Below are 24,208 nucleotides of genomic sequence, written 5' to 3' on the forward strand. Positions count from 1 at the left end.
CGTTACTCTAATTAGCAAACAAAATTAAACTTATTTCGACTTAAATAATAGTTATAGGACGTAGTTAACCTACCAGGGATGGCAACCTATATTCTAAAGCTATGGTGATTAATATGAGAGGTAGATTGCTTTATTAATTGTTAGATAAAAAAGTTGTTTACTTCTTTTATCAGTTAATTTACAAATTAATAATTTAGTGTAGATCAAAGAAAATAATATTTTTAGGATTCAATGACATGACGTACAGTAAAAAAATCTGGTTTAGTGTATTATTCGCTACTTATAATGTTGACAGGATGTGCGGGTCTCGCTAAAAAAATAGCAATATCGATAGTCAGCAGACAGCGGCAGTTGAATCTCCAGTTCCAGTCGATAAATCTGGAATATTATTTAATGGTATTATTATTTCTTCAACAAATAATCAATGTATTGATTCACTTAAATATACTTAAAAAAACAGAACCGGTTAAATATCGAAAATATATTAAAGATTACGTCATGATTATGGATAATATTAAATATTGGAATATCAATAAAAATATTATGGATAGTGATTCAAAAAATCTGTTAGTGATGGCACTTAATACTAAAACTTGATTTACTATGTGCAAAGATAAAATATAATAATTTTGTCAGCACTAAAAAGAAAATACAGAAGTTAGTTGATTCCTATCAAAAGTAGTTAATCTTCTGTTATATGTATTATATCCATATTGATTTTTTATATTTTATTATATAAAAAGTTTAATTATTGGCTGGTCTAATTAAGCTTTTTATATCTTAAAATAAATTTTATCAAATTAATCTGATGCTATGATAGGTAATTATTGTAGTGTTGCGATGATAATCTGGCTAACGGCAAAAATTGCTGTCACTTTACTGCCAATTTTTATCTTTTGCTCTGCTATTACTTGATTTGACATGATTGAGCAAAGTAATAATCCATCCTCTAGTTTCACTTTCAGCTCGCTATCTTTATCATCTTTTTCAATATCAGCTACCGTGCCAATTATTATATTATCGGCTGCTGGGGTTACTGTTTGTTGTAGCAGCAATTTTATTGCCGGCGCTTTGATTAAAATTAAAACTTCTTTGCCGGCAGTTAAGTGTAATCGTTTGCTACTTTGCTTGGTTAATGATGCATTGATAATGGTATTACTATTAGTTAACTGAATTTTGATATTTTGCGGAATTGAGTGGTTATCATATTCAATTAAAGTACCAAAAAATTGATTACGCGCGCTGGTTTGCAATGAAAAACGTGAAATTGCCGCCAGTAAGCTTGCTATCGAGCGGTAAATTTTCATCATTTAACACATGATAGACTTTTTGCTGGATCTGTTTTAATAATCCATAGAGTTGCAATAACCGTTCGCCATAGGGTGTTAAAGTGGTACCACTGCCCACCTTTACCGCCAGTTGCACTGGTAAGTAGCGCTTTATCAGCTATTTGATTCATTTCGTTTATTGCATGCCAGGCGTTTTTATAACTCATGCCCGCCAATTGTGCTGCTTGTTTGATCGAACCAGAAGATTTTATAATTGGAGTAAGTTGATCCGCCGTGCGTCAGCAAATAGCCGATCATGACGTTTTAGCGTTAAGAAAATATCCATAAAAACAGCCTTATTAGCCTAAACACAGTTAATTAATTTATTGTATATTGCACTTTGTTATATCAAATAGTGGGAATAGAATGAATGCTGTTGATTGTTTCTAAGAAATATCTGCTAATAGAGAATTAATATTGTTAAAATATAGTAATATCTGTCACTAACAGTATTATTGGTGTAAAAAAATAAAAATATCTAATGCTAGCCTTCAAAAGAGAAAATAAATAGAATAATCTAACTTATAAGGGTACTATTTAGCTATATTCATATTTTACGTAATTGAATAAGTCATTATTTTGCTGAGGCGCTCAATGCTAGAAATTTTAAAAAGTATGCTTTTTGCACTATGTATGGTGCCTATTGTGATGGGCGGCATTATGTTATTAATTTATGGCATTGGCGAGCTTTTTAACATATTGTCGAAGGCACAGTTCCGTCATTCAAAGAAACAACATTAATTCGTTTATCTTCTCTTGATAGTTAGCCACATTTTTTGGCATTGCCTGAAAAAGCGTTTTGTGCTTTTTCAGGCGCTTTATTATTTATTTTTAATCTGAAATGACATATTTAATTTAGACATAACAAATGCCTCAATGATCTCACCGTTATCTATTCTTGGCTGTTTATTATTTGTTCGGCAGTAAGCTTAATACTCTATTTAATGTCGTACAGATGCCAAAATATCAAACAAAATAATCCTTTTAAGTTTAAAAGTATAAATAAACTATAAAACTGTAAATTGCCAAGTGATTGATAAAGCGATTTTTATTGCTAACTGTGAAAAAATAGCTTGGTTGTCATTAGATATCACGATAAGTCTATTTGTTTTATTTAGCTTAAGGATAATTACTATACCGCTATCAACTTTTTGCATTACTACTATTAATAAAATTGGCCGGGGGCGTTTTTAGTCGATGTGGTAAATTTAATGAAGGATTATGGTTATCAGCAAGTACTTATTGTGACTGATCCTTTTTTAATGAAAAGTGGTTTGGTTGAAAAAGTCACCAGAGTTTTTTTACATAATAAGATTAAAAGTCATTTTTTTATTGATGCTAAATTGGTGTCATCGTTAGAAATCGTAAAATAGTCGATCGATTGTTATCAACATGAACAGATTGATTGTATTGTTTCAATGGGTGAAGTGGCTGCCTATGATTATGCTAAGGCAATGATTTATTTACAATCTCATCATGCCATTTTTATTAGTGATGATATTAAAAAACCATGGCCATTAATTACTATCAATACAACTTCCGCCTCAAATATCGATAATTTTAATCCATTGCTTGATCAAACCAAGAATGAATTGATCAATTTGGCAATTGCCGGATCACGTATTACACCATTACTTTTAGTGACTGAGCCAGAGTTAATGCTAGGTTTATCAAGTGAATTTATTGCTGCATTAGGTATGAACTCTTTAACCTATGCAATTGAGGCTTATGTTTCAATCGCAGCTAATCCTGTTACCGATGCCTGTGCTCTAAGTGCGATAAAAATATTAAATAATGCTTTACGTTTAGCGGTTAATTATTCATTAGATCTACAGGCGCACTAAAATATTGCTTATGCGCAGTTTCCTGGCGGGGATGGTTTTTAATAATGCTTCACAGCGGTATGTACAAACCTTAGTCTGGCAAGTGAGCCATTTTTATCATCAACCGTTAACAATTTGCAATGCCGTTTTGTTGCCTCAAGTGCAAGCTTTTAATCTGAAGGTAGTAGCAAAAAAGTTAAAAAATATTGCTGGTGCAATGGGCATTCGAGTTGCTCATATGACCGATCAACGTGGTGAAAAAGCTTGTATTGCTGAAATAAGGCGGCTAAATTGTGATCTTGGTCTGCCTTCGGGACTGAGAAGATTGAATGTTCAGGATAGTGATTTAGCTAAATTAGCTCAAGCCGCATTGAAAAGTGCCACCGGTATCACTAATCCTGTTCAGGCTAATCAGGCTAATCAGGCTAATCAGGCTGATTTGATCACTATTTATCAATTAGCAATGTAATCTTTATGTTATAACTAATTATTGTTAGAGAATTGTGATCTTTGAATTATATTAATAAGTAGGTAAGTATAATGTAACTACTGAGTTGATCGGAGGTAGTGAGATTTATGAAGAAGGTCGCTATTATTGGTTTAGGTTGGTTAGGATTACCCTTGGCACTTGAGTTAATGCGGTCAGGAATGGCAGTGGTTGGTAGTAAGACTACGTCAGATGGTGTAAATGCAGCAAGAATGTCAGGTATTGATTGTTACCAGCTTCGGTTTACGCCAGATATTGTATGTGAAGCCGAAGATCTAGAACAGTTAATGAATGCTACGGATATGCTGGTTATTATGTTACCGGTCAACAAAACCGCAAAAGGCGGTATTGGTTATTTGAAAGCGGTACAACTTCTAGTTGATACTGCACTTTCCTACGCTATACCACGTATTATTTTTACCAGTTCAACATCAGTATATGGTGCACAAAGTGGAACTTTAAATGAAGATGCTAAGCTATATCCTAATACCGAGGAAGGCAAAACGCTGGTTGAGGTAGAAAATTGGTTACATCAATTGCCAAATATATCGGTAGATATTCTTAGGTTAGCGGGTTTAGTGGGTGAAGCTCGACATGCAGGACGGTTTTTAGCTGGTAAAACAGCCTTAACAGGCGGAAATGAGCCGGTTAATCTTATTCATCAAGATGATATTATTACCGCGATAAAATTATTAATATTACGGCCAGAGGGTGGCGATATTTATAATTTATGTGCACCTGAACATCCGGTTAGATCATCTTATTATACTGCGGCGTCGCAACAGGTAGCTTTACAACCGCCAGAGTTTATTGCTGAATCAACGCCTATTATAGGAAAAATCATTGATGGTAGCCGTATTTGTAAGGAGCTTGGTTTTGAATATAATTACCCTGATCCTGGTAATATGCCAATGAGTTTATAATTAGTGAATTGATTGTAAGATATATTTTGCAGCTAGGCCGTCTGTAAAATTGTCGGTTAGCGCCAAAAATTAGTTATTAAAGGCTTTTAGGCTAATTTATTTGTGCCATCGGCGAACAAACATTATCTGAAGATTATCGGTTTTTCTGCTTATGGCGAATACTTATATTATCTTAATTCTATCAACTGAAACGGTTGACAATCTATTTTTTCTACCTCAATTTGTGTAGTAGATCAAAGATAGCGATATTCTTTATGTTTTTTAGCTAACTTTAATCATTATAAGCTCTTTATAGTAGCATACTTGATATATTTAATCAGAAAGCGCGGCAGATCGATAATGAAAAAGAGCTTGATGAAAATAATTAATCGTTTGACAACTGGATTAGGTCTATTTTTTATTTTTGTTGCCTCTATGAATGTTCATGCCGATGAATCGCAGGTTACACCGCAACTTGATGTAAAAGCTTATGTATTGATGTATTACCATAGTGGTAAAATTTTAACGGCTAATAATCCAGATGAACGTTTAGATCCTGCTAGTTTAACAAAAATTATGACCAGTTATGTAGTGGGTCAAGCGATTAAAGCGGGTAAAATTAGCGTCAATGATCTTGTCACCGTAGGAGAAGATGCTTGGGCAACCGGTAATCCTGTTTTACGAGGCTCTTCTTTAATGTTTTTAAAACCCGGCGATAGGGTTTCAGTGCTGGATTTAAATCGTGGTATTGTCATTCAATCTGGTAATGATGCTTGTATTGCATTGGCAGATTACGTTGCGGGTAGTCAAACTGTTTTTGTCGACCTCATGAACCAGTATGTTACCTCATTAGGATTAAAAAATACTCATTTTAAGACCGTAGATGGCTTAGATTCAGAAGGCCAATTTAGTACTGCCAATGATATGGCGGTATTGACCCAGGTATTAATTAGAGATGTGCCGGATGAATATTTATTACACAGCGAAAAAGTGTTTACTTACAATAAAATTAAGAAATACAATCGCAATCATTTATTGTGGAGCAAAAGCTTGCAGGTGAATGGGGTTAAAACTGGTCTATGAATACCAGTGTAGCGGAGTATAATCTTATCACATCTGCAACGGATGGACCAATGCGATTGATTGCTGTTGTGTTGGGCGCATCGAGTGATCGCATTCGTTTTACCGAAAGTGAAAAGTTGCTAAATTGGGGGATTTCGTCTTTTTATAACCGTTGTTCCTATAACGGCAGATAAGCCATTTACTACTGAAAAGGTATGGTATGGTAACCAGTCTACGGTGTTATTGGGAACTGAAAAAGATGCAGCAATCACTATCCCGAAAGGAAGAGAACAAGACCTAAAAGCGACCTATAGCCTGATCAGATTATCTCAAAGCGCCATTAAGCAAAAATCAGGCGGTTTTGGCACAGTTAATTTTTTTTAAACGATCAATTGATTGATAAACGCCCACTGGTAGTGAAACAAGCAATAGAGCCGGAGGGGGGGATGAGTCGATTATTGGACTATATTGTTGTCACTATTTTCAGTTGGTGGCATGCATTATTTGGCTAGTTAAACCGTTAGATTATAAAAAAAGACCTGTGGGTCTTTTTTTATATAATTAATTTTTATAAAAATAAATAAATCGTTATCAAATTAAATTAGTTTTATATTTAATTACTATTTTAAAGTTATTTAAATATAATATTATTTGTTCATTATAAATTTATTTTTTATTTACAGGAAAACTTTATTGTGACATTAAATTAATTAATTCATAATTATTTTGTGTATAATAAAGTAATAAAGTAATAAAGTAATAAAGTAATAAAGTAATAAAGTAATAAAGTAATAAAGTAATAAAGTAATAAAGTAATAAAGTAATAAAGTAATAAAGTAATAAAGTAATAAAGTAATAAAGTAATAAAGTAATAAAGTAATAAAGTAATAAAGTAATTATATTTTAATTACTTTAATTTTGTCAATTAATTATTTCGGATTACCTCAAAGTTATTCCGCATTCCCTATTGTTAATTAAATAAAATCTTGTGATGGAGTGTGTATAATGGATGCTGATAGATTCAAAGTCAAAAATTATAAATTAAAAGGAGAGATGAAAAATAAAATAAAGGAAAAAATAAAATTTGGCCCTTCTGTAACGGTAAATGATAATGGAGCTGTTGTAACAGTTAGAGCGATTAACAATATTAATATAGTAGTAGCGGATAGTGGTAAATCACAGATTGGCAATATCACCTCGGGTAAAGAAAATCACATTACGGCAACAGCAAAACAGTATGGTAATGCAGAGATAGGTGATGTTACTGCCTGTGAAAAGAATACCATTAGACAAACTGCTGAAGAGAGCGGTCATTCAATTATTAAGGATGTTACCGCGGGTAAAGAAAACGCCATTACGGTAACAGCAGTGCAGTATGGTAGTGTAGGGATCGGTGATGTCACAGCAGGTGACAATATTTTAATGTAACGGGAGCGTTAGTATGTGAAACAACGGTAGTGGAAAAAACGTGTATGTATCCAGAGCAAGTGCTGACGGAGGAAAGCCCAACAAAGGATAGCCCTATAGAGGAAAGTCCGACCGTGGAAACGCCAAAGGTGGATAAATCGTGTGTATGTCCAGAGAAAACCAGAGAAAACCTAATAACGCAATCACAGATAGATTTAGCCCTAAGATTGGGAGTGCAAACTCTTAAATCTGCTACTGATAACAATCTAATAAATATAAATTATAATCAAATAAATATAATTAATATCGATAGTTATAGTAGCTTTTCTATTGAAGGAAATATATTTGATATTGATATGCGAGAAGAAAGATTGGTGCAAATAATGTCAGAATTTAAAAATAAAGAATCGACCGCTGATAATATCTATGCTCCAGTGTCTACCACCGATTAATGCCCAAGCATATATGTGCCACAAGTTGTTTGATATATACTAACATAATAGTAAATAAAATAATTTATTAACACTCAATAAGCCAGTTGTTAAAACTGGCTTATTATTTAATTGTTGTAATAGTTTAATCACTAACCCACCTTGTGAAGTTTCACGATATTTGGCGTTCATATCTTTGCCGGTTTCATACATGGTTTCAATCACTTTGTCCAGACAAACACGCGGATCACTGACCAGACGTAAAGCCATCCGAGCAGTATTAATCACCTGAACCGCTGCAATCGCATTACGCTCAATACAGGGAACCTGGACTTGACCGCCAACCGGATCACAAGTAAGCCCAAAATGATGTTCCATGCCGATTTCTGCTGCGATACAGACTTGAGCAGGGCTACCTCCCATTAGTTCGGTTAGCGCAGCTGCGGCCATAGAACAGGCCACACAAGCTTCACCTTGACAGCCAACTTCAGCACCAGAAATTGAAGCATTCATTTTATAAAGGGTGCCGATAACGCCAGCAACCAAAAAGAAGCGAGTATATGAATTTTCGTTAATGGGGTGAATACATTTATCATAATAAGAAAGTACGGCTGGAATGATACCGCAAGCACCATTGGTTGGTGCGGTAACCACTCGTCCACCAGTTGCATTTTCTTCATTGACTGCCAAGGCGAACATATTGATCCAATCAACAACCGCCATGGGATCCGTTGTTGTATTATTGGAGGTAACTAGCATTCTTCTCAATGCCGCTGCACGGCGTGGTACCCGAAGTGGGCCAGGTAATAGACCTTCGGTATTAACACCTCGTTCGATAGCTTGCTGCATAACCTGCCAAACTGCATCGAAATGATTTTGGATTTCTTCTTTGCTGCGCAGCGCCAATTCATTTTGCATCACCAGTGCAGAAAGTGAAAGGCCGGTATCCTTACAGTGACGTTGTAGATCAGCAGCTGATTGGTATGGATAAGGCACTTTAACCGGCGATCCACTTTCTTGACCAAAATGCTGTTCATCAACGATAAAACCACTGCCAATAGAATAATAGGTATTACTATACAGTTTATCTTCAGCTGCAAAAGCGGTAATTACCATACCATTTTCATGCAGCGGCAGATTGGTGGTATGAAAATTCATACCACCTTGTGTTGGAAAATCCACCACATGTTGTCCATTGGCAAGTGATAAGCACTGAGTTTGTTCAACATTTTTAACAAAAGTGGAGATAGAATCAATAGCTACCGTATCGGGTAGATTACCGGCTAATCCCATAATAATAGCAATATCAGTGGCATGTCCTTTACCGGTTAAAGATAATGAACCATAAACATCAACGCTAATAAGCTTTACTGAAGTCAGAATCTCTTTTTCAATTAGATCATCAACAAATTGTTTCCCGGCTTTCATTGGTCCGACAGTATGAGAACTGGATGGGCCAATGCCAATTTTAAAAATATCAAAAACATTACTCATATTGTATTCGCCTCCTTGTTAAAGGCGTTAATTTTTTAGTAATAAGCTGGCCGAAGAGTTGAAGTTAATATTGCGGTTTTACGATATTTGGGAAAGTTAATTCATTTATTCCAATAAATGAATTAACTTTCCCAAATATCGTAAAACGTTAAAGAAATAATTTATATATTGCAGCTGAAATAGCGATAATACCGACAATGACTACAAAAATATTACTAATGTGACCAGAATACTTACGCATAGCGGGTATTCTACTAATTGCGTACATTGGCATCATGAACAATAAAATTGTAATAACAGGCCCACCTAAACTTTCAATAATGCTCAGAATGCTTGGATTTAAAGTAGCAACTAACCAGATAGTGACTAACATAAAAATCGTAGTCGCTTTATTTAGTTTTTGGATATTGATTGTTTTACCTTTTGCCCGATAAGCACGTTCAACCAAACCATTAAAACCTTCGCGCGCACCGAGATAATGTCCTAGGAACGATTTTATAATTGCGACGAAGGCAATTATTGAAGCGGCACATTTAATAAAAGGTTTATCGAAATAGCCAGATAAATAGTCGAGGATACTGATGTTTGCCGCTTTTGCTTTTACCAAATCAGTAGGAGATAAAGTAAATACACAGCTAAAAACGAAAAACATTACGGTTATAACCATTAAAATATGTGCTGAAGCTAGAATTCGAGAAGCTTTTTGATCAGCATGCTTGCCATATTCTTTACGATTGGCAACGGCAAATGTAGAAATAATAGACGAATGGTTAAATGCAAAGACCATAACAGGAATAGTTAACCAAATCGTAACCAATATACTCTGGTTATTTTCGGTACTATCCATATTAATATTGGAGAATGAAAGTGTTTCTAATGCAGCGCTATGCCAGTGAGGGATCATATAGAGTGAAAATATGATCAAAACCGCAATAAACGGGAATACTAGCATGCTCATTATTTTGACTATATATTTCTCACCCAGGCTAACAATAGCCATGATACCACCGACAAGAATAAGTGCTAATAGCCAGCGTGGTGGAGCATTAAAACCGAGGAGTTCAACGATGAAATTCTTGACATTATTGGTAATTGATACGCCATATACCAATAAGATAGGATAAATAGCAAAAAAATAGAGCAGTGTGATCCAATTACCGGAAGAACGGCCAAAATGTTCTTCTACAACCTCAGTAATATCGCCATTAGGTTTTGAGCCGGATAATACAAAACGGGTTAAACCGCGATGGGGAAAAAAGGCCATTGGAAATGCGAGTAACGTCATTAGAATGACGGGTAATAAACCACTCATACCTGCGTTAATGGGTAAAAAGAGTACACCCGCACCGATCGCGGTGCCGTATAAACCTAACATCCAAACTGTATCATTTTTACGCCAAACTTTTACGTCCTGGTGTGCATATGAGGAAGTGATGGAATCAACTCGAGTTGTATCCATGGTAATCTCCAAAATATAAAACGAGAAACAAAAAATAGTAAATTTTTAATGTATGAAAACCGGTCAATATAATTATGATTGCAGGTATATTTATACAATATTCTTTATCTGCATAAACAAAATATATAGTTAAAATTTATGTAAATAAAGTAACTGATTATTCTAGTAAAGGCTAATTATCATACTATACCACATTATGGTTTAGTGTCATTATCACAATACTGTTTAGAATCAATTTTATTTTGTTTTTTTATATGTCAAAATTATATTTTAGTTTTTCAGACGCAAATATTATTATTTATCGGCATAAAGTTCGATGATCAGCATCCAAAAAGTATAATCATCTATGGTTTATTGTAAGTAAGTGTGAGTTTTTTTTGTTTTTATTTTGTTAAAGTTGGCTATTGTTAGTTAATATTTACTTAAAAGTTGTTTTAATAAATATGATTAATCATTCAGTTAATAAGCTCAACTTTTGATAAAAATATTTTTATTAATTTTTTTAATGTATATAAATAAACGGACAATTTACTGATAATATTTAACGCTTTCACTTAGTTATAATCATTAACTAATTTATTGTTGGTTATTGGCTGTTTTCATTTTAAACATTATATTATTGTTTTTTTACTTTTGTACGAAAAATAGTTTATTTTTATTAACTTGCTGTTTAGATTTCATAGTGAAATGATTTCATTTTAAGATATAATCGTTATAAATTAATAACCTAAATTTAAATGATAAATGGCATAAATATTAAATCTAGCAACGTTTAATTCTATTTTAGTAAAATTAGACAATGTTATTTCATTTAGGTAACGCTTATCATAAATAATTATCTGTTTATTTAACTTATTAAAAATGTTGAGTGATAAAATAGCCTCGTTAAAATTAGTAACTTATTGAATTAACAAAGGCTATTTATCTATATATTTAAATTATTTTAGTATTCAATCTCTAATCCAGCCTTTTTTAATTAAAGGTGAAAATAAGATTTGATAAACTTTTATTATATATGGTAATAATTTGTGGCCACCAATTTTCCAGATTATTTGACTAATTCCACAAGCTATAATCGCCACCAAAAATGTGCCTGCCATATCTAAAGGCCAATGTACGCCTAGAAAAATTCTAGCCCACGCAATTGTGAAAGCCGGTATAAATAATAACAGTCCAATCCAATTTCTTAACCAGAATAAAAAGCCAAAAGCGAAGGTAAAAGCAATAGTAGCATGATTACTGGGAAATGATGGCGTTGGGGCATGAGCAAGAAAATGTTGGCCTATCCATAACATAAAAGGTCGTTCTTGTGGGAAAATCACGCCAATAAAACCGGAAATAGCTAAACCGATAATAACAGCGAGAGCGGTTTTATAGACAAATACTCTTTGGTGAACTAGGTTTTTCGATGTTCCCCAAAGCCAGCAGGCGATGGTAATTAAGGGAAATATAAGAATGAGACGTTTAGCCAAAAAAATTGCCAGTGTTAATGTACCAATGGATGTAATTGGGGCGGCATTAATAAAACTAAACAAACTTAAGTTAATATCGTTTAGCAAGGTAGAGCCCTCATTGAATATGTATCCTGATTATTTATATTAGATAGCCAAGGGTAAAATGTCTTTTACATAGAGTAAAGTAAGTTTGGTAATATTTTTATAAAACTTATTCATTTATTAAAAGAATTCGATGCTCAGGGCGTGGGCGTCCGGTTTGTTGATGACGGGACAAGCAGCTGATGGTGAAATGGGAAAAATAGTCGGCACCACTCTCTGTACCATGGCTCAGGTTAACGACGGAGAATACTGGCGCGCACGAATCAAAATAGATGGAAGACAAAGTTTAAAAGTATCGTTTTGGCCACAGACGTACCTTCGATAGCAACACTGTGTTGGTCTTTCGTCAGAAAGGCACTGGCTAATAGAAATTGCCCATCAGCTCAATATTACCTGATCTACGGTTTATAAAATTGAGAAATACGAAAAGGCCGTTTAAGCGGCCCACATTTAAATAATAACAATATGATAGTAAAAGATTTTATATATCATATAGCCCTTGCAAATGATACCCATTTTTGTGTGTGCTTAGCCAGAGATTAGCATTGCGAAGACCATTTTACGAATTTGGCGTTATAGACAGATTCATCGTCGCTGACGAACGTGGCTGCTCCCGTTTTTGGGCTGTCTTTCAATATTCCCAATAGCTCAGCCTGCACCAGCCGCTCATCAAACTCTTTACCTTTTTCATCGAACGCTTTGTAGCAGTCCACATCACCGGTTAATTGAATTGGCTGATCAATTACACTAGATACAACAACATTAAACGTTTTTTCATACTTCGGCTGCCCTTCCAACCACCACAGTACCTTTTGAGGAAGGAATAGCTTGGATGATCAGTTTATTATGTAAATCTTTGCCGCTATGGAAGAAAATGAGAGTAGAACAAGTGAAGAAAGAAGGACCTTACATACCGTTTTCATTGACAACCTCCTTTATGAACAACTAGTCATTTATTTGGCAACTAGATTTGAGATAAAACTTAAATCCTGTCTTAATGGATATTATTTAATGCTTACTGCGCGGTTATAATTTTTTACTTATTTGCGGCAATTTGTATCCATATTGATAATCACCGTGGTAACGTCAAATTATTGTAACATTGCAAGGTCAAGTAGATAGTATAAATAAAAAACCGATAGTTTAAATAGGACATAATTTAAACTATCGGATTCCTCAATAATTTGGGGACATTCAAAGAAAAGCAGTGGCATAAGTTAAGACTATTTATTATTCATAAAGTTCTTAAAGAAGAAAAAAAAGCATTTTTTGATCAAAAAATGCTTTTGTGATTTGTGCCTGAAACTTAGCATATAAAATTAAAATAGAAAATAATTTTAATAAAATCAGTTAATTAATAAAGTAGATGTTTTTTTGCGTAGGCTTCAAAGTCTGTACAACCACCAATATGCTGTTCATCAATGAAAATTTGCGGAACAGTCTCAACAGGTTTACCCGCTTTTTTAGCTAAATCAGCTTTAGTGATCCCCTCCGCTTGTATGTCAACATAATTATAATCAAAATCATCACGTTTATGTTTTAATTTTTCTGCTAATTCTTTTTGCGCGGACGCAATAGGGGCAATCAGAGCGACCAAAAATAACAGTAAACATCATATCTCCTTCAACTAAATTTTATTTATTATCTACAGTTTAATTACTATGCCTATAGTTAGCGTCAAAAAAAAACACAATTTATTTTTATTGCTATTTGAAATGTTAACAATTACCTAATATAACAGGATAGTGTTTTTTAATAGGAAACATAGATTGTTATGAGCAAAAAAAAATTATCCGCTATGCGTTCTTTCGGTGATATGCCTAAATTTCTGATAATACTCGAAGTTATTGGTTTGTTATTATTGTTATTGGTCTATTTAGTGATAAATAACTATATTGAATTAGCTGCTTTATTTATGAAAAAAGGTGTTTTGCTTGCTATGATTATGCTGGCAATTGGTTGTATGATACCGGCAATCGTTCATATTGTTTGGAGGGCACTGCCTAAGCTTAGTTTTTTCGGCATTGACCAACAAAAAAATAGTTCGGAACATCACTAACGAAAGCTAAAAGTTAAGCAGTGTAATCATCGCAAGATGGATTAAATTGTTAGTAGGAGAATGGCTCGTTAAATATGATTTAACATGATAAAATATGGTTTGTTTTTGGTTTAAGATGATAGATAGCGAATTTTCATAGGTAGAATTGTTAGTATTTTGTGTAAAATAAGGTTAATTAATGGATTCGATTTGTTTCCCTGACATAGCTAAATTGCGGGAGTGGCTTGTTCAACTCAAAACTTCATGTTTTAAATGTGATAATTGCCAGGCAGGCATTGCATTTGCCACATATGCAAAATATTGATGGTATTTTCGATGCTAAAGTTGATATTGTTGAAAACATATTAGTTTTCTCTGTTTTGGCTGAACTCAAACCGACATCGATTATTACCATATTAGCAATAAGCCAGCTCATTAACGGCGAAAGTATTTATGGAAATTAATGATGAAAATTCGCCTAAACTAGTGGTTAGTCAATCTTTTTTGTTATTGACTGGCGTGACTTGTAATCAATTCTCCAGTTTTCTTCAACAAGCTGAAGAGCAGATGGCGGCTATTATTTTTGAAGTTTATAACAATGATCTGCTGTATAGCGGTCTAGAAGATATTGACGATGAAGAGCTATCGGAGCGACCTTTACCTGCTCGCTTTCTGCTACATTAAGTTATAAAAATAGATGCAATCGGCATCTGCTATTCATGTGGATGGATAATGGATTATCTATTTTACATTTATGAAGATTAAAAGAATAACAATAACTCTCAGACTCTCAGACTCTCAGACTCTCAGACTCTCAGACTATTTATTACTTTAAAAGGACTGGCTATTTCGCTAGATTCTTTTTATTCCTGTTAACCGCTTCGTTTGCACTTTATCTAGCAAATAATATTCGAATAATAACCGCTTTCTAAAAGGAATTAGAATATGATTAGTTCATTGCAATCTGCTAGTGTCAATAATATAGAATCTTTTGTTGCTTCCAGTCCTGATTTTGATCCGATAAAAGTAGAAATCAATAAAAAAATCGACAATAAATTTGTATTGGTTTTTAGTGGATTTTCTGGCATGGGATTCATAATTTACTTATCATTGCCGGCGCGACTCCTGAAGGTATTGGCTGTGTCTATGATATTGCTAAAAATTTAGGGGTAAGCACTTTTGGCATTGCTTCACAACAAGCGTCAACAAATAGCCTATCAAAAAATCGTGAGAATGTTATGCAGATAAAGGATCCGGATAACAGCTGGAAAGTTTTGGATGATTCTGGTGATTCTTATATATGGTATACGCTGCAAGTAAAAATGGATGTTTTTTAGCGTTTGGTGGTGGTAGTGTTACTCTAAGTGAATTAGAAGAAGCGGCTGGCAAAGGTATTGAAACAAAAATTTTTCCTGAGTTTTTACCAGATACAATTAATTTAGACGGTAAATTAGCCTAAGGAAAAACAATCGCTGAAATATGTCCAATACAAACAAGATATGCAAAAGATGTATAGTATAAAAATAATCTCTCCAGCTGATTTACATAAACGAATAAGGCAATATATTTAGCCTGCCATTTATTCTGAATAGCTAGGGTAGTTTGCTATTTTACAAAACGAAGTGATTATTTTAATTGTAAAAACTCTCAGTCTCTTGATGGTTATATTGCATTAAATAAAAAAACGTTTATCAAGTGGTGTTCAGTGTTATTGAAATCTTACATATTATAATTTTAAACGTTAAAGATTAGCACACATTGAACACATCAAATCTTTGCGTAATTAGTTAAAAAATCATAATAAATATAGAGAAAGCCAGGTTTATTTGGTTAAATTTTCTCAAAAGATAAAGTGTATTGTTCAAGCCAACGCATTAATAAAGTTAAAATGCCATTCACGCATAAATAGATAATTCCCGCTGCAATAAAAACATCGACATTATAAGTTTGGCCAAAAATTTGTTGGCTATATCCCATAATTTCTAATAGCGTTATGGTATTTTCTAGTGAAGTGCTTTTAAAGATAAGGATCACCTCATTACAATAGGCTGAAAGTGCACGTTTAAGCGCGTAAGGCAAAATAATTCTTAGGGTTTGGTAATTTTACATACCTAAGGCCTGACAAGATTGCCAGCTAGCTTTAGGAATTGCTTTTACTGCACATGAAATATGAAGTAATAAAGTGGAATAGGCGGCACTATTAAGCGCTAACGCTAACAGGGCACAAACCCATGGTGTAGAAATCAATCCCCATAATGCAGGGTACTCTTTTAGTGCGGGAAATTGACTGGGTCCATAGTAAATAGAAAAAATTGAACCAGCAAAGGAGTACCGGTAAATAGCATAATATAGCCTTGAATAATAGCTGAAAAAATTGCTGTTTTTAACGATAAAATAATAGTCAAAAATAGTGCTAACAAAAAGGCAATCAGTAACGCGCATAATGTTAATGATAGACTGGTTGATAAGTCTGGCAGCAATTAAATGATTAAATCGATCATTTTGCAACTCCTGGTTCAAACTGAGTTGTGCGTAATTCTATGCGCCGTAAAATAAATTGACTTACCAGGGTGATAACCAGGTAGATTAACGCCACAATTAAGTACCAAGTAAAAGGTTTCTGAGTACGATTGACAATGCTTTTGGTTAGCAACATCAAGTCATTTACGCTAATCAATGAAACCCAATGCAGTATCTTTTAGCAATACCAGCCATTGATTGCCTAAGCCAGGTAATGCATGACGCCACATTTGGGGCATAATAAGCCGTAGGAAAGCAATATTTTGATTGAGTGAGACCCAAAAATGCATGATCTGATTCCCATTTGGCGGGATGGTATCGCTTTTTGGGCGCCTCTTAAGGTTTGCGATGCATAGGCAGCATAGAGTAGAGCAACACCACCACAGAAAAAAGGGATAAAATCGAATTCACTATTTTGTGGGAAGAACCATTCAGGATCAACTTGCCAGGTTGTTTGTCAGAAAATAAAATTAATATTAATGCCGTCACCTAACAACATAATAAATTGTAATGTGCCATAGTAAACGACCAGCACAACTAATAATTCAGGTAATCCGCGTATTAAAGTCACCCAGCAAGAACCAAATAAGGCTACAGACCGCCAGCGAGCAGATTCCCAAGCAGTAAATAATACGGCTAATAACAGCCCTAGTATCAAAGCGATGCCAGCAAGAGTAATTGTCAAACCAGCGGCATTTATTAGAAACAACAGATTATTTATTACGATAATCAACTATTTTTGCAACCATTTTTGATAGATAGCATCATAGGTGCCATTTTGTTTTACTTATGCCATTGCTTTATTTAATTTATATAGCAGGGTTTTGTTTCCTTTCGTACTGCAATACCAAGACCCACACCAAAATAATTAGCATCTGTTATTTTTTCACCCACGGCGGGGTAAGGTTTTCGTTACCTTTTGTTTTTAACCATTCCGTCGTGACAGCTGTATCTCCAAACACAGCATCTATACGGCCATTTTGTAAATCGAGGATAGCAGTTTGGTAATTATCATACGGCACAGCTTGCATCTCTTTATGCTGTTGGATGATATATTTTTGATGGGTAGTTCCCATTTTGCACGCCAACTTTTTTACCTTTTAATAATGATATTTTATTAATTTTATTTTTTAGCACAATAAATGTTGCTGAGTTATTGTAATAACTATCAGTAAAATCAACTTGTTTTTGCTGCTCTGGGGTAATATCAATTCCAGCCATCAAAGCATCAAATCGACGCATTTTCAAACTGGGAATTAAGCCATCAAAAGATTGATGAGTAAATGTACAGTTGGCATTGAGTTTTTTACATATGGCATTGGCCAGATCAATATCAAAACCGACAATGTTATTATTGGCATCAATTGATTCGAATGGGGCATATGTTGCTTCAGTTGCAAAACGTATCGTCTCTTTTGGTGAGGCTAGTACTGATATGGATAGGCTGCATAAGATAATAGCTAACAGTGATTTTTTCATTACGTTATTCTCAATGAGATGAATGGGATAGATAATTTTCCAAGCCTTGAGTTTGTGGTCTAGTGAAACGATCAATATCGCCTTGCTCCACAATTACCCCTTTTTCCATATAAACTATCTTACTCGCTGTTTTACGGGCAAAATCAATTTCATGAGTCACTATCAGTTGGGTGATGCCCGTTTTTGATAATTCCTGTATAATATTAACTACTTGGGTTGTAATTTCAGGATCGAGAGCGGCTGTTGGTTCATCAAATAACAGTATTTAAGGCTCTATCATTAATGCTCTGGCAATTGCCCCTCGCTGTTGCTGACCTCCAGAAAGGTGCAATGGGAAGCGATTAGCACATTCAGTTAACCGTAAACGGTGCAATAAATTTGCTGCTTTTTCTTTAGCTATTGCCTTAATTAAACCTAATACTAAACAAGGCGCTTCAATCAGATTTTTCATTACGGTCAAATGTGGCCATAAGTTATATTGTTGAAATACCATTCCCACTTTTTGTCTTAACGCTCTGATTTCATTTTTTTGGTTTGGCGTGAAAAATCAAAATGGTACCCAACGATATTCAGTTGGCCTGAACGGGGCATTTCTAGTAAATTGAAGACACGTAATAATGAGCTTTTGCCAGCACCACTTGGGCCAAGTAATACCATCGTTTCACCCGTCAAATTGATATTGTGTAGGGCTTGCTCTTCACCATAAAAGCAATTAATTTGTTTTAATTGAATACTCATGCTAAAAATCTCAATAAATAAACAAGTTAAACAATGATAATCTTAATGGAATAAGTTATGCAATATGTAATTTCTACAAATAGACTAATATTGATATTTTATAAGGTTTTTTGGCTTTATTAAGCTAATTTTTATTGTTTTTTATGCATTATTAATGCAATTTTATTGATTTTTTTAGCCATGTGTGGTCCCCCCCTTAAATATAAAACGATGAATTGGGCTCATGATTAGCCAATACATTAGTCCTGAAAAACCGGCAGGATGCCACCATGTTCTGACATCTAACGTTCGATATTTGCCACAATCCTTAATGGTAAAAGTTAAACGCCCTAGCCCCGGTGCTTTCATACCAAATAATAGGGTTAATGATGTCCAGGTTTGATATTAATCACTTTCCAGCTATCGATCATGTCGCCTAAATATAATTCCTCACGTATAGGTCGGTCATATTTTACTTTGTTGAGCATTAAATCATCAATCAAGGCGCGTAATTGCCATAAAATATTGGCGTAGAAATATCCTCTTTTGCCACCAATTTGTTGCATGATTTGCCAAATAGTCCGGTAGTAGCGCGGGTTGTTAATGTAAAACCGGCATCTTTCGGATAATAACTATATTTGTCATACTATTTTGTTTTTAGGATTGGATCTGAGCCCCAATCCGCTTTATTGATGGCATTGGCGAGTGAATAAACGCTTGTTTGATTGCTTCATCAACGCTAAGCAATTTTGCGGAATAAGCTGTTTTAACGCTTGATCATTAGTTGGCAGATTGTGCTGTAGCCCTTGAATTAAACTTTTGGTAATAGAGGGAGAGACTGAAGTTATTAGTTTAATGAATTGAATGGAAATTAATCTAATTGGGATAGGTAGCGGGATAAGCGGTCGATACTTACCGCTTGTCTGCATAAAGCGCTTGAAAAGTGTTTGATAATCAATATATTCCTGCCCACCAGCATCAAGTATACGATGCTCATTAGTTGGATGGGCTATCAATTGCGTCAGGTAGTACAGCATGTTTTCTAAAGCAATAGGACAAGATTTTGACCTTATCCAACGTGGGCGAGTGAGAATGAATAAGTTGTAAGTCATATCCGGAATTATTTCATAAGGTACGGAGCCAGCACCAATAATAATTGGTGCCCTAATTTATGTCAACGGAATTTTACTTTCACGTAAGATTTCTCCGGTCAGTTTACGTGCCATCAGATGTTGTGAATGACAGCAATGGTTTTGTAGTGCGCTTAAATAGATAACTTGTTTTACTTGAGAGTGCTTGAGTACATTTTTAACATTAAGAGCAGCCAGGCATTCTTGTTCAATAAGATTATTATTAGCTGACATACTGTGAACAAGAAAGTAAACGATATCAATATTTGTCATAATATTGTTTAAGGTTTTCGCTGCGCGTAGATCAACATAACAACACTGAGTATTTGGCCAATTTTGTGCTCTAGCCCAATCAAGTTGACGTGTTGCTGCGGTGATCATATGTCCTTGTTTGATTAACGCGGGGAGCAGATTTTGACCAATATAACTGTTAGCACCAAGTACTAAAATCCGTTTTTTACCCATATTTGGTTACCTATTTAGCACCAGAGTGATTGGCCGAAAATTTAGTTATCTATTAGGCGAAGAAGGCAATCAGTAATGGCGTCAATAGGCTGAGTACAAAACCGTGGACAATGGCAGCAGGTACAATAGACACCCCCCCGCTACGTTGTAATATGGGTAGCGTAAAGTCCATCGATGTTGAGCCACAAATCCCCAATGCAGTAGAACGAAATTGATTGATAATAATCGGAATAAGCATAATAGCCGCTAATTCACGCATTAGGTCGTTAAAGAAAGCGGTACTACCAATGACTGGTCCGTAAGCGTCAGTAAGCAGTATACCGGTTAGAGAATACCAACCATATCCGGCTGCAATTGCTAAACCTACTTTAGTAGGTAGCCCTAATAAAAATGCCGCCAAAATACCACCAAGTAGCGCGCTGATGGCAACAATTAGCGCAATGATTGCGCCTCTGAAATTGATTAAAATTTGCCGAAGATATATCCCACTATTACGAAGATGGCAACCCACCAATAATAATAAACAGATAAGGGTAATTTCAGTACTATGTTTGGCATAGGATAAAAATTGCCACTTTGTTAATCCTAACAGGAAACCTAGTATTAACACGCCATATAGTGGTAGTGAACTTAAAATCATTTTTAATCGAGAGAGTGGTTTATTGGTTTCCCGTTTCGCAATTTCCCACGGAAAAAGTTTATCCAATAATAATAAAGCAATCAGGTTAGCGGCAAAGGTGCAGCAAAAGAAAACCATGGTATAGATAAAAATTGCAGTAAGATGAGTACTAATATTATCCAATAATGCCAAAGTGATGCCCATTAAAAATAAAATAATGTAAACCATCACACCTAATAGGCGATGAGTAAGCGCTAAAATCTTCTTATTCTTGAAGCGAAATAGATAGCCTAGAGTTAACGGTAAAAGAATGATAAGTAGTCCTGAATACATAGTCCATCCTTATTACAATTAACGCTTTTATGGCGGTGATTTTGTGGAAATAATGTGAAAAAGATAGGCAAAATAATGATAAATATTCTATAACAGACTCAAACTAGGCGCAATATCATAGAATAATATTTAAACGTAATTCATTTGCTCACAGGATAATCCAGAACTATTGCTGATAGGCATAAAAAGAGGTTAACCATGTATTTGCAACAAGTGGAGATTTCTGGTTTTCGCGGTATCAATCGGCTTTCATTAACCTTAGATCATAATACTGTGTTAATTGGTGAAAATACCTGGGGTAAGTCAAGTTTGTTAGATGCGCTGACTATTTTATTATCACCTAAGCAGCCGTTATATCAATTTAGCCAACATGATTTCCATCAATTGGTAGATACAGATGAACAAGTCAATAATCTACAAATTATTTTAGTTTTTTGGGAAAACCAGTCAAATAGTCACAACGCTAGACGATTTAAGTCCTTATCTGCATTATGGGATTGAAGGAAATGATAATAAACGTATTTATTATCGAATGAGTGCTGAACGACAAAATAAGATTGTGGCTACCGAAAGATGTTTTTTAGATAAAGACGGTAATAAACTAGTTTTAAATGATAATAGCAAATATATCTAGCAGATTATTCGACTATATCCCGTACTACGTCTAAGAGATGCCCGCTTTTTACGCCCTACAGCAGCTGAATCTTATGATACTGACTATAAAAAATCCTCTGTTAAATTTGCCAGCCAATTACAGCAATTAACCCAGGCATTAAAAAGCATCACCAAAATTGTCTTATGAAGAGATTGAAGATGGCTTTGTGGTAATGCATCAATTGCTCGGTTATTATTTTGCCGAACAAAATATGCGCTTATTTAATCGATCACATCAGTCAAATATTACCTATCACTCACCTAATAGAAGAGGCTGTAGGGTGCTAGAGGATATCAATCGTATAGTCGGTAAACCGGAACAGCATTCTATTCGGTTAATTATTTGGTAGCTTTTTTCATTGCAGCGTATTAATTCAACTAATTCAGGCGAATTGCTTTCACAAGTTTCACTGGAAAATATATGCCGCTTAGTACGTAATTCAAATCTAGTGGTTGTTTATCGGTTAAAGGCGAACAAGTTATCACTGGAAGATATGCGCCGTCTTTCATTTCACATACGTATTAATCGCCCGTCAGCACTATTTACACGCTGCTGGTTATTGGTTGAAGGTGAAACCGAAATCTGGTGGATGAATCAATTAGCACGCCAATGTAATTATCATTTTGAGTCAGAAGGTGTTAAAGTAATTGAGTTTGCGCAATGCGGTCTTAAGCCATTATTAAAGTTTGCTAATAGTATGGGGATCGAGTGGCATACTTTGTTTGATGGCGATAATACAGGGAAACAGTATGCTGATTCAGCAATTTCTTATGCTGAAAGAATCAATGATACTCCTCGAGATAGACTAACTATATTACCCTGCGTCAGATATGGAGCATTTTCTTTACCGTGAAGGTTTCAGCGATATTTATCATCAGATTGCCGCTATTCCTGATAATGGTAAAATATCACCGCGTCGTATCATTATTAAAGCAATTGATCGAACTTCTAAACCTGATTTAGCAATTGAAGTCGCCAATAGAGCGGCAGAAAAAGGCGTTAATTCAATTCTTTCGTTGTTGCGCCATATGTTTTCAGGTGTTGCATGGCTAGCCAGAGGGCAATCTTAGTAAACAGTAAGCAATAAAGATAGTGTGGCATTTGTTTGCTGGTTTTAGTCGAGGCAGCAGGGGCTCTTATAGGGTTTTAACCTATTCCATATTAAAAAAGGTATTTTTAGTATGAAATTTCTTCGCAATCAAAAAAAGCGTTTATTAATTTTTCTGATGTTGAAATTAATTATTATCATCACCGCTGTGATGCTTTATATAATTAATTTACCCAAAAAAATAAATTATCAAACTGTACCCGTTATCAGAGGAAATATCGAAAAACATGTACTTTGCCACGGGTAAGCTGGACGCGTTGAGTAAGGTAGGTGTTGGCGATCAGGTTAGTGGCCAGTTACAGACCCTTTATGTAAAAGAGGGGGATATGGTAAAAAAAAGGGATTTGTTAGCGGTAATCGATCCGTAAAAGGCGCAAAATGTTGTTAAAGAATCAGAGGAGACGCTGCGTGAACATCAAGCTAATTTGGCCTTAGCGCAGGCTGAATTGAAATTAGCAGAAATGACTTATCAGCGCTATGTCGATTTGGCAAAGCATTAGGCTATTTCATGGCAGGAGTTTGATCGAGTTAAAACTGATGTTGCGGTTAAAAAAGCGCGGGTAAAAATTTATATTGCCCAAATTAATCGTAATCAAGCCTCGTTAAATACAGCTAAAACTAATTTGAAATATACCCATCTTACTGCGCCATTAAGTGGGATTGTTACTAACATTAAAACGTTTCAGGGACAAACGGTAATCGCTTCCCAAGAAGCGCCAATTATCATGACATTAGCAGATTTGGATACAATGTTAGTAAAAGCACAAGTTTCTGAAGCTGGCATTATTAATCTTAAACCGGGGCAAAAAGCTTCTTTTACTATTCTTGGCGCACTGGGTAAAACTTTTGCTGGAGTTTTGAAAGATATTTTACCTACGCCGGAAGAAGTTAATGATGCAATTTTTTATTATGCACGCTTTGAAGTACCCAATCCGCATCATATTTTAAAACTACAAATGACTACACAAATTAAAATTCAACTTGCATTACATAAAAATGTATTGCTTTTACCACTATCTGCCTTGAGAGAAAATGTTGCTAATAATCAATATATTGTTGTACTACTACAAAATGGGTAACAGGTGGAAAGGAGAGTCGAAGTTGCTACCCAAAATTATATTGATGCAGAAATTGTTTCCGGTCTTGCTGAAGGTGACTTAGTAATTACTAACTCTAAGATAGCAAAAGGATGAAG

At 34.8% G+C, this 24,208-nt stretch carries 19 protein-coding genes and 11 pseudogenes; 15 read left to right on the forward strand and 15 right to left on the reverse strand.

Going from position 1 to position 24,208, the window contains the following annotated elements; genetic code table 11:
• Positions 1–393: 393 nt before the first annotated feature.
• Positions 394–597 carry a YuaE family lipoprotein gene (locus ARADI_RS22065; RefSeq protein ID WP_500782282.1) on the forward strand — a complete coding sequence of 68 codons (204 nt, stop codon included), beginning with the start codon at positions 394–396 and terminating at the stop codon, positions 595–597.
• A gap of 227 nt (positions 598–824) precedes the next feature.
• Here the strand turns inward: ARADI_RS22065 and ARADI_RS00855 are convergent.
• Positions 825–1,614, reverse strand: a pseudogene (locus tag ARADI_RS00855) (TOBE domain-containing protein).
• Positions 1,615–1,922: 308 nt separating this feature from the next.
• On the opposite strand from ARADI_RS00855, the gene ARADI_RS00860 reads away from it, so the two are divergent.
• The 8 genes and pseudogenes from ARADI_RS00860 to ARADI_RS00895 all read left to right on the forward strand — a co-directional run bounded on the left by ARADI_RS00860 (position 1,923) and on the right by ARADI_RS00895 (position 7,461).
• Positions 1,923–2,069, forward strand: a complete 147-nt coding sequence (locus ARADI_RS00860; RefSeq protein ID WP_032116287.1) for an AcrZ family multidrug efflux pump-associated protein — start codon at positions 1,923–1,925, stop codon at positions 2,067–2,069.
• A gap of 470 nt (positions 2,070–2,539) precedes the next feature.
• On the forward strand, positions 2,540–2,701 hold the full coding sequence (locus ARADI_RS00865) for an iron-containing alcohol dehydrogenase (RefSeq protein WP_147392329.1): 162 nt from the start codon (positions 2,540–2,542) through the stop codon (positions 2,699–2,701).
• 54 nt (positions 2,702–2,755) lie between these two features.
• A complete protein-coding gene (locus ARADI_RS19305; protein WP_439647065.1) occupies positions 2,756–3,172 on the forward strand; it encodes a dehydroquinate synthase/iron-containing alcohol dehydrogenase family protein in 417 nt (138 codons plus the stop codon).
• 10 nt (positions 3,173–3,182) lie between these two features.
• On the forward strand, positions 3,183–3,620 hold the full coding sequence (locus tag ARADI_RS19310) for a dehydroquinate synthase/iron-containing alcohol dehydrogenase family protein (RefSeq protein ID WP_147392330.1): 438 nt from the start codon (positions 3,183–3,185) through the stop codon (positions 3,618–3,620).
• A 107-nt stretch (positions 3,621–3,727) separates the two neighbouring features.
• The gene (locus ARADI_RS00880; RefSeq protein WP_119710860.1) at positions 3,728–4,561 is read left to right on the forward strand and encodes an SDR family oxidoreductase; all 834 of its coding nucleotides are present in this window, start codon (positions 3,728–3,730) and stop codon (positions 4,559–4,561) included.
• 336 nt (positions 4,562–4,897) lie between these two features.
• Positions 4,898–6,114, forward strand: a pseudogene (locus ARADI_RS00885) (serine hydrolase).
• 493 nt (positions 6,115–6,607) lie between these two features.
• A complete protein-coding gene (locus ARADI_RS00890) occupies positions 6,608–7,030 on the forward strand; it encodes a hypothetical protein (RefSeq protein ID WP_119710861.1) in 423 nt (140 codons plus the stop codon).
• 29 nt (positions 7,031–7,059) lie between these two features.
• Entirely contained in the window at positions 7,060–7,461 is a 402-nt protein-coding gene (locus ARADI_RS00895; RefSeq protein ID WP_147392331.1) for a hypothetical protein, read from the forward strand.
• A gap of 117 nt (positions 7,462–7,578) precedes the next feature.
• Here ARADI_RS00895 and ARADI_RS00900 read toward each other — a convergent pair.
• The 5 genes and pseudogenes from ARADI_RS00900 to ARADI_RS00920 form a co-directional block, all read right to left on the reverse strand.
• Positions 7,579–8,934: pseudogene (locus ARADI_RS00900) on the reverse strand (L-serine ammonia-lyase); the annotation flags it as partial.
• 148 nt (positions 8,935–9,082) lie between these two features.
• The gene (locus ARADI_RS00905; RefSeq protein WP_119710864.1) at positions 9,083–10,393 is read right to left on the reverse strand and encodes a serine/threonine transporter; all 1,311 of its coding nucleotides are present in this window, start codon (positions 10,391–10,393) and stop codon (positions 9,083–9,085) included.
• Between the two features lie 950 nt (positions 10,394–11,343).
• Positions 11,344–11,952 (reverse strand): undecaprenyl-diphosphate phosphatase, encoded by a 609-nt coding sequence (gene ybjG, locus ARADI_RS00910; RefSeq protein WP_119710865.1) that lies wholly within the window; start codon positions 11,950–11,952, stop codon positions 11,344–11,346.
• 536 nt (positions 11,953–12,488) lie between these two features.
• Entirely contained in the window at positions 12,489–12,746 is a 258-nt protein-coding gene (locus tag ARADI_RS00915) for a DUF4354 family protein (protein WP_182853015.1), read from the reverse strand.
• A 557-nt stretch (positions 12,747–13,303) separates the two neighbouring features.
• Positions 13,304–13,562: pseudogene (locus ARADI_RS00920) on the reverse strand (GrxA family glutaredoxin).
• 161 nt (positions 13,563–13,723) lie between these two features.
• On the opposite strand from ARADI_RS00920, the gene ARADI_RS00925 reads away from it, so the two are divergent.
• The 4 genes and pseudogenes from ARADI_RS00925 (at position 13,724) to ARADI_RS00940 (ending at position 15,446) form a co-directional block, all read left to right on the forward strand.
• Positions 13,724–14,008 (forward strand): DUF1418 family protein, encoded by a 285-nt coding sequence (locus ARADI_RS00925; protein WP_119710868.1) that lies wholly within the window; start codon positions 13,724–13,726, stop codon positions 14,006–14,008.
• A 178-nt stretch (positions 14,009–14,186) separates the two neighbouring features.
• Positions 14,187–14,671: pseudogene (locus ARADI_RS00930) on the forward strand (type III secretion system chaperone family protein).
• A 261-nt stretch (positions 14,672–14,932) separates the two neighbouring features.
• Positions 14,933–15,154, forward strand: coding sequence for a hypothetical protein (locus ARADI_RS00935; protein ID WP_119710869.1), 222 nt, complete (start codon positions 14,933–14,935; stop codon positions 15,152–15,154).
• Between the two features lie 133 nt (positions 15,155–15,287).
• Positions 15,288–15,446: a hypothetical protein gene (locus ARADI_RS00940; RefSeq protein WP_182853016.1), complete on the forward strand. Its 159-nt coding sequence runs from the start codon at positions 15,288–15,290 to the stop codon at positions 15,444–15,446.
• 371 nt (positions 15,447–15,817) lie between these two features.
• On the opposite strand, the pseudogene artM reads toward ARADI_RS00940, so the two are convergent.
• From artM to ARADI_RS00970, 9 genes and pseudogenes are all read right to left on the reverse strand, one after another.
• Positions 15,818–16,467, reverse strand: a pseudogene (artM, locus tag ARADI_RS00945) (arginine ABC transporter permease ArtM).
• A gap of 17 nt (positions 16,468–16,484) precedes the next feature.
• Positions 16,485–17,228, reverse strand: a pseudogene (gene artQ / locus ARADI_RS00950) (arginine ABC transporter permease ArtQ).
• Positions 17,229–17,294: 66 nt separating this feature from the next.
• Positions 17,295–17,986, reverse strand: a pseudogene (locus ARADI_RS00955) (lysine/arginine/ornithine ABC transporter substrate-binding protein).
• 10 nt (positions 17,987–17,996) lie between these two features.
• Positions 17,997–18,724, reverse strand: a pseudogene (gene artP, locus ARADI_RS00960) (arginine ABC transporter ATP-binding protein ArtP).
• Between the two features lie 174 nt (positions 18,725–18,898).
• Positions 18,899–19,072: a DUF2867 domain-containing protein gene (locus ARADI_RS19315; protein WP_255420582.1), complete on the reverse strand. Its 174-nt coding sequence runs from the start codon at positions 19,070–19,072 to the stop codon at positions 18,899–18,901.
• Positions 19,073–19,086: 14 nt separating this feature from the next.
• A complete protein-coding gene (locus ARADI_RS19320) occupies positions 19,087–19,269 on the reverse strand; it encodes a hypothetical protein (protein ID WP_255420583.1) in 183 nt (60 codons plus the stop codon).
• 120 nt (positions 19,270–19,389) lie between these two features.
• The gene (locus ARADI_RS16950; RefSeq protein WP_238149055.1) at positions 19,390–19,815 is read right to left on the reverse strand and encodes a Rossmann-fold NAD(P)-binding domain-containing protein; all 426 of its coding nucleotides are present in this window, start codon (positions 19,813–19,815) and stop codon (positions 19,390–19,392) included.
• 57 nt (positions 19,816–19,872) lie between these two features.
• A complete protein-coding gene (locus ARADI_RS16955; RefSeq protein ID WP_238149056.1) occupies positions 19,873–20,298 on the reverse strand; it encodes an NAD-dependent epimerase/dehydratase family protein in 426 nt (141 codons plus the stop codon).
• A 52-nt stretch (positions 20,299–20,350) separates the two neighbouring features.
• A complete protein-coding gene (locus ARADI_RS00970) occupies positions 20,351–21,250 on the reverse strand; it encodes a LysO family transporter (RefSeq protein ID WP_119710870.1) in 900 nt (299 codons plus the stop codon).
• Positions 21,251–21,448: 198 nt separating this feature from the next.
• Between ARADI_RS00970 and ARADI_RS00975 the strand changes: the two are divergent.
• Together ARADI_RS00975 and macA are read left to right on the forward strand one after the other, a co-directional pair.
• Positions 21,449–22,975 (forward strand): annotated as a pseudogene (locus ARADI_RS00975) (DUF2813 domain-containing protein).
• Between the two features lie 111 nt (positions 22,976–23,086).
• Positions 23,087–24,206: pseudogene (gene macA / locus ARADI_RS00980) on the forward strand (macrolide transporter subunit MacA).
• The last annotated feature ends 2 nt before the right edge of the window (positions 24,207–24,208 follow it).

This window comes from Arsenophonus endosymbiont of Aleurodicus floccissimus (assembly GCF_900343025.1).
GTDB lineage: Bacteria > Pseudomonadota > Gammaproteobacteria > Enterobacterales > Enterobacteriaceae > Arsenophonus.

Coding starts and splice junctions, on each gene's coding strand:
- ARADI_RS22065 (WP_500782282.1), top strand. CDS start 394: ATGGTATTATTATTTCTTCAACAAATAATCAATGTATTGATTCACTTA.
- ARADI_RS00860 (WP_032116287.1), top strand. CDS start 1,923: ATGCTAGAAATTTTAAAAAGTATGCTTTTTGCACTATGTATGGTGCCT.
- ARADI_RS00865 (WP_147392329.1), top strand. CDS start 2,540: ATGAAGGATTATGGTTATCAGCAAGTACTTATTGTGACTGATCCTTTT.
- ARADI_RS19310 (WP_147392330.1), top strand. CDS start 3,183: ATGCGCAGTTTCCTGGCGGGGATGGTTTTTAATAATGCTTCACAGCGG.
- ARADI_RS00880 (WP_119710860.1), top strand. CDS start 3,728: ATGAAGAAGGTCGCTATTATTGGTTTAGGTTGGTTAGGATTACCCTTG.
- ARADI_RS00890 (WP_119710861.1), top strand. CDS start 6,608: ATGGATGCTGATAGATTCAAAGTCAAAAATTATAAATTAAAAGGAGAG.
- ARADI_RS00905 (WP_119710864.1), bottom strand. CDS start 10,393: ATGGATACAACTCGAGTTGATTCCATCACTTCCTCATATGCACACCAG.
- ARADI_RS00925 (WP_119710868.1), top strand. CDS start 13,724: ATGAGCAAAAAAAAATTATCCGCTATGCGTTCTTTCGGTGATATGCCT.
- ARADI_RS00935 (WP_119710869.1), top strand. CDS start 14,933: ATGATTAGTTCATTGCAATCTGCTAGTGTCAATAATATAGAATCTTTT.
- ARADI_RS00940 (WP_182853016.1), top strand. CDS start 15,288: ATGGTATACGCTGCAAGTAAAAATGGATGTTTTTTAGCGTTTGGTGGT.
- ARADI_RS19315 (WP_255420582.1), bottom strand. CDS start 19,072: ATGAAAGCACCGGGGCTAGGGCGTTTAACTTTTACCATTAAGGATTGT.
- ARADI_RS19320 (WP_255420583.1), bottom strand. CDS start 19,269: ATGCAACAAATTGGTGGCAAAAGAGGATATTTCTACGCCAATATTTTA.
- ARADI_RS16950 (WP_238149055.1), bottom strand. CDS start 19,815: ATGACTTACAACTTATTCATTCTCACTCGCCCACGTTGGATAAGGTCA.
- ARADI_RS16955 (WP_238149056.1), bottom strand. CDS start 20,298: ATGGGTAAAAAACGGATTTTAGTACTTGGTGCTAACAGTTATATTGGT.
- ARADI_RS00970 (WP_119710870.1), bottom strand. CDS start 21,250: ATGTATTCAGGACTACTTATCATTCTTTTACCGTTAACTCTAGGCTAT.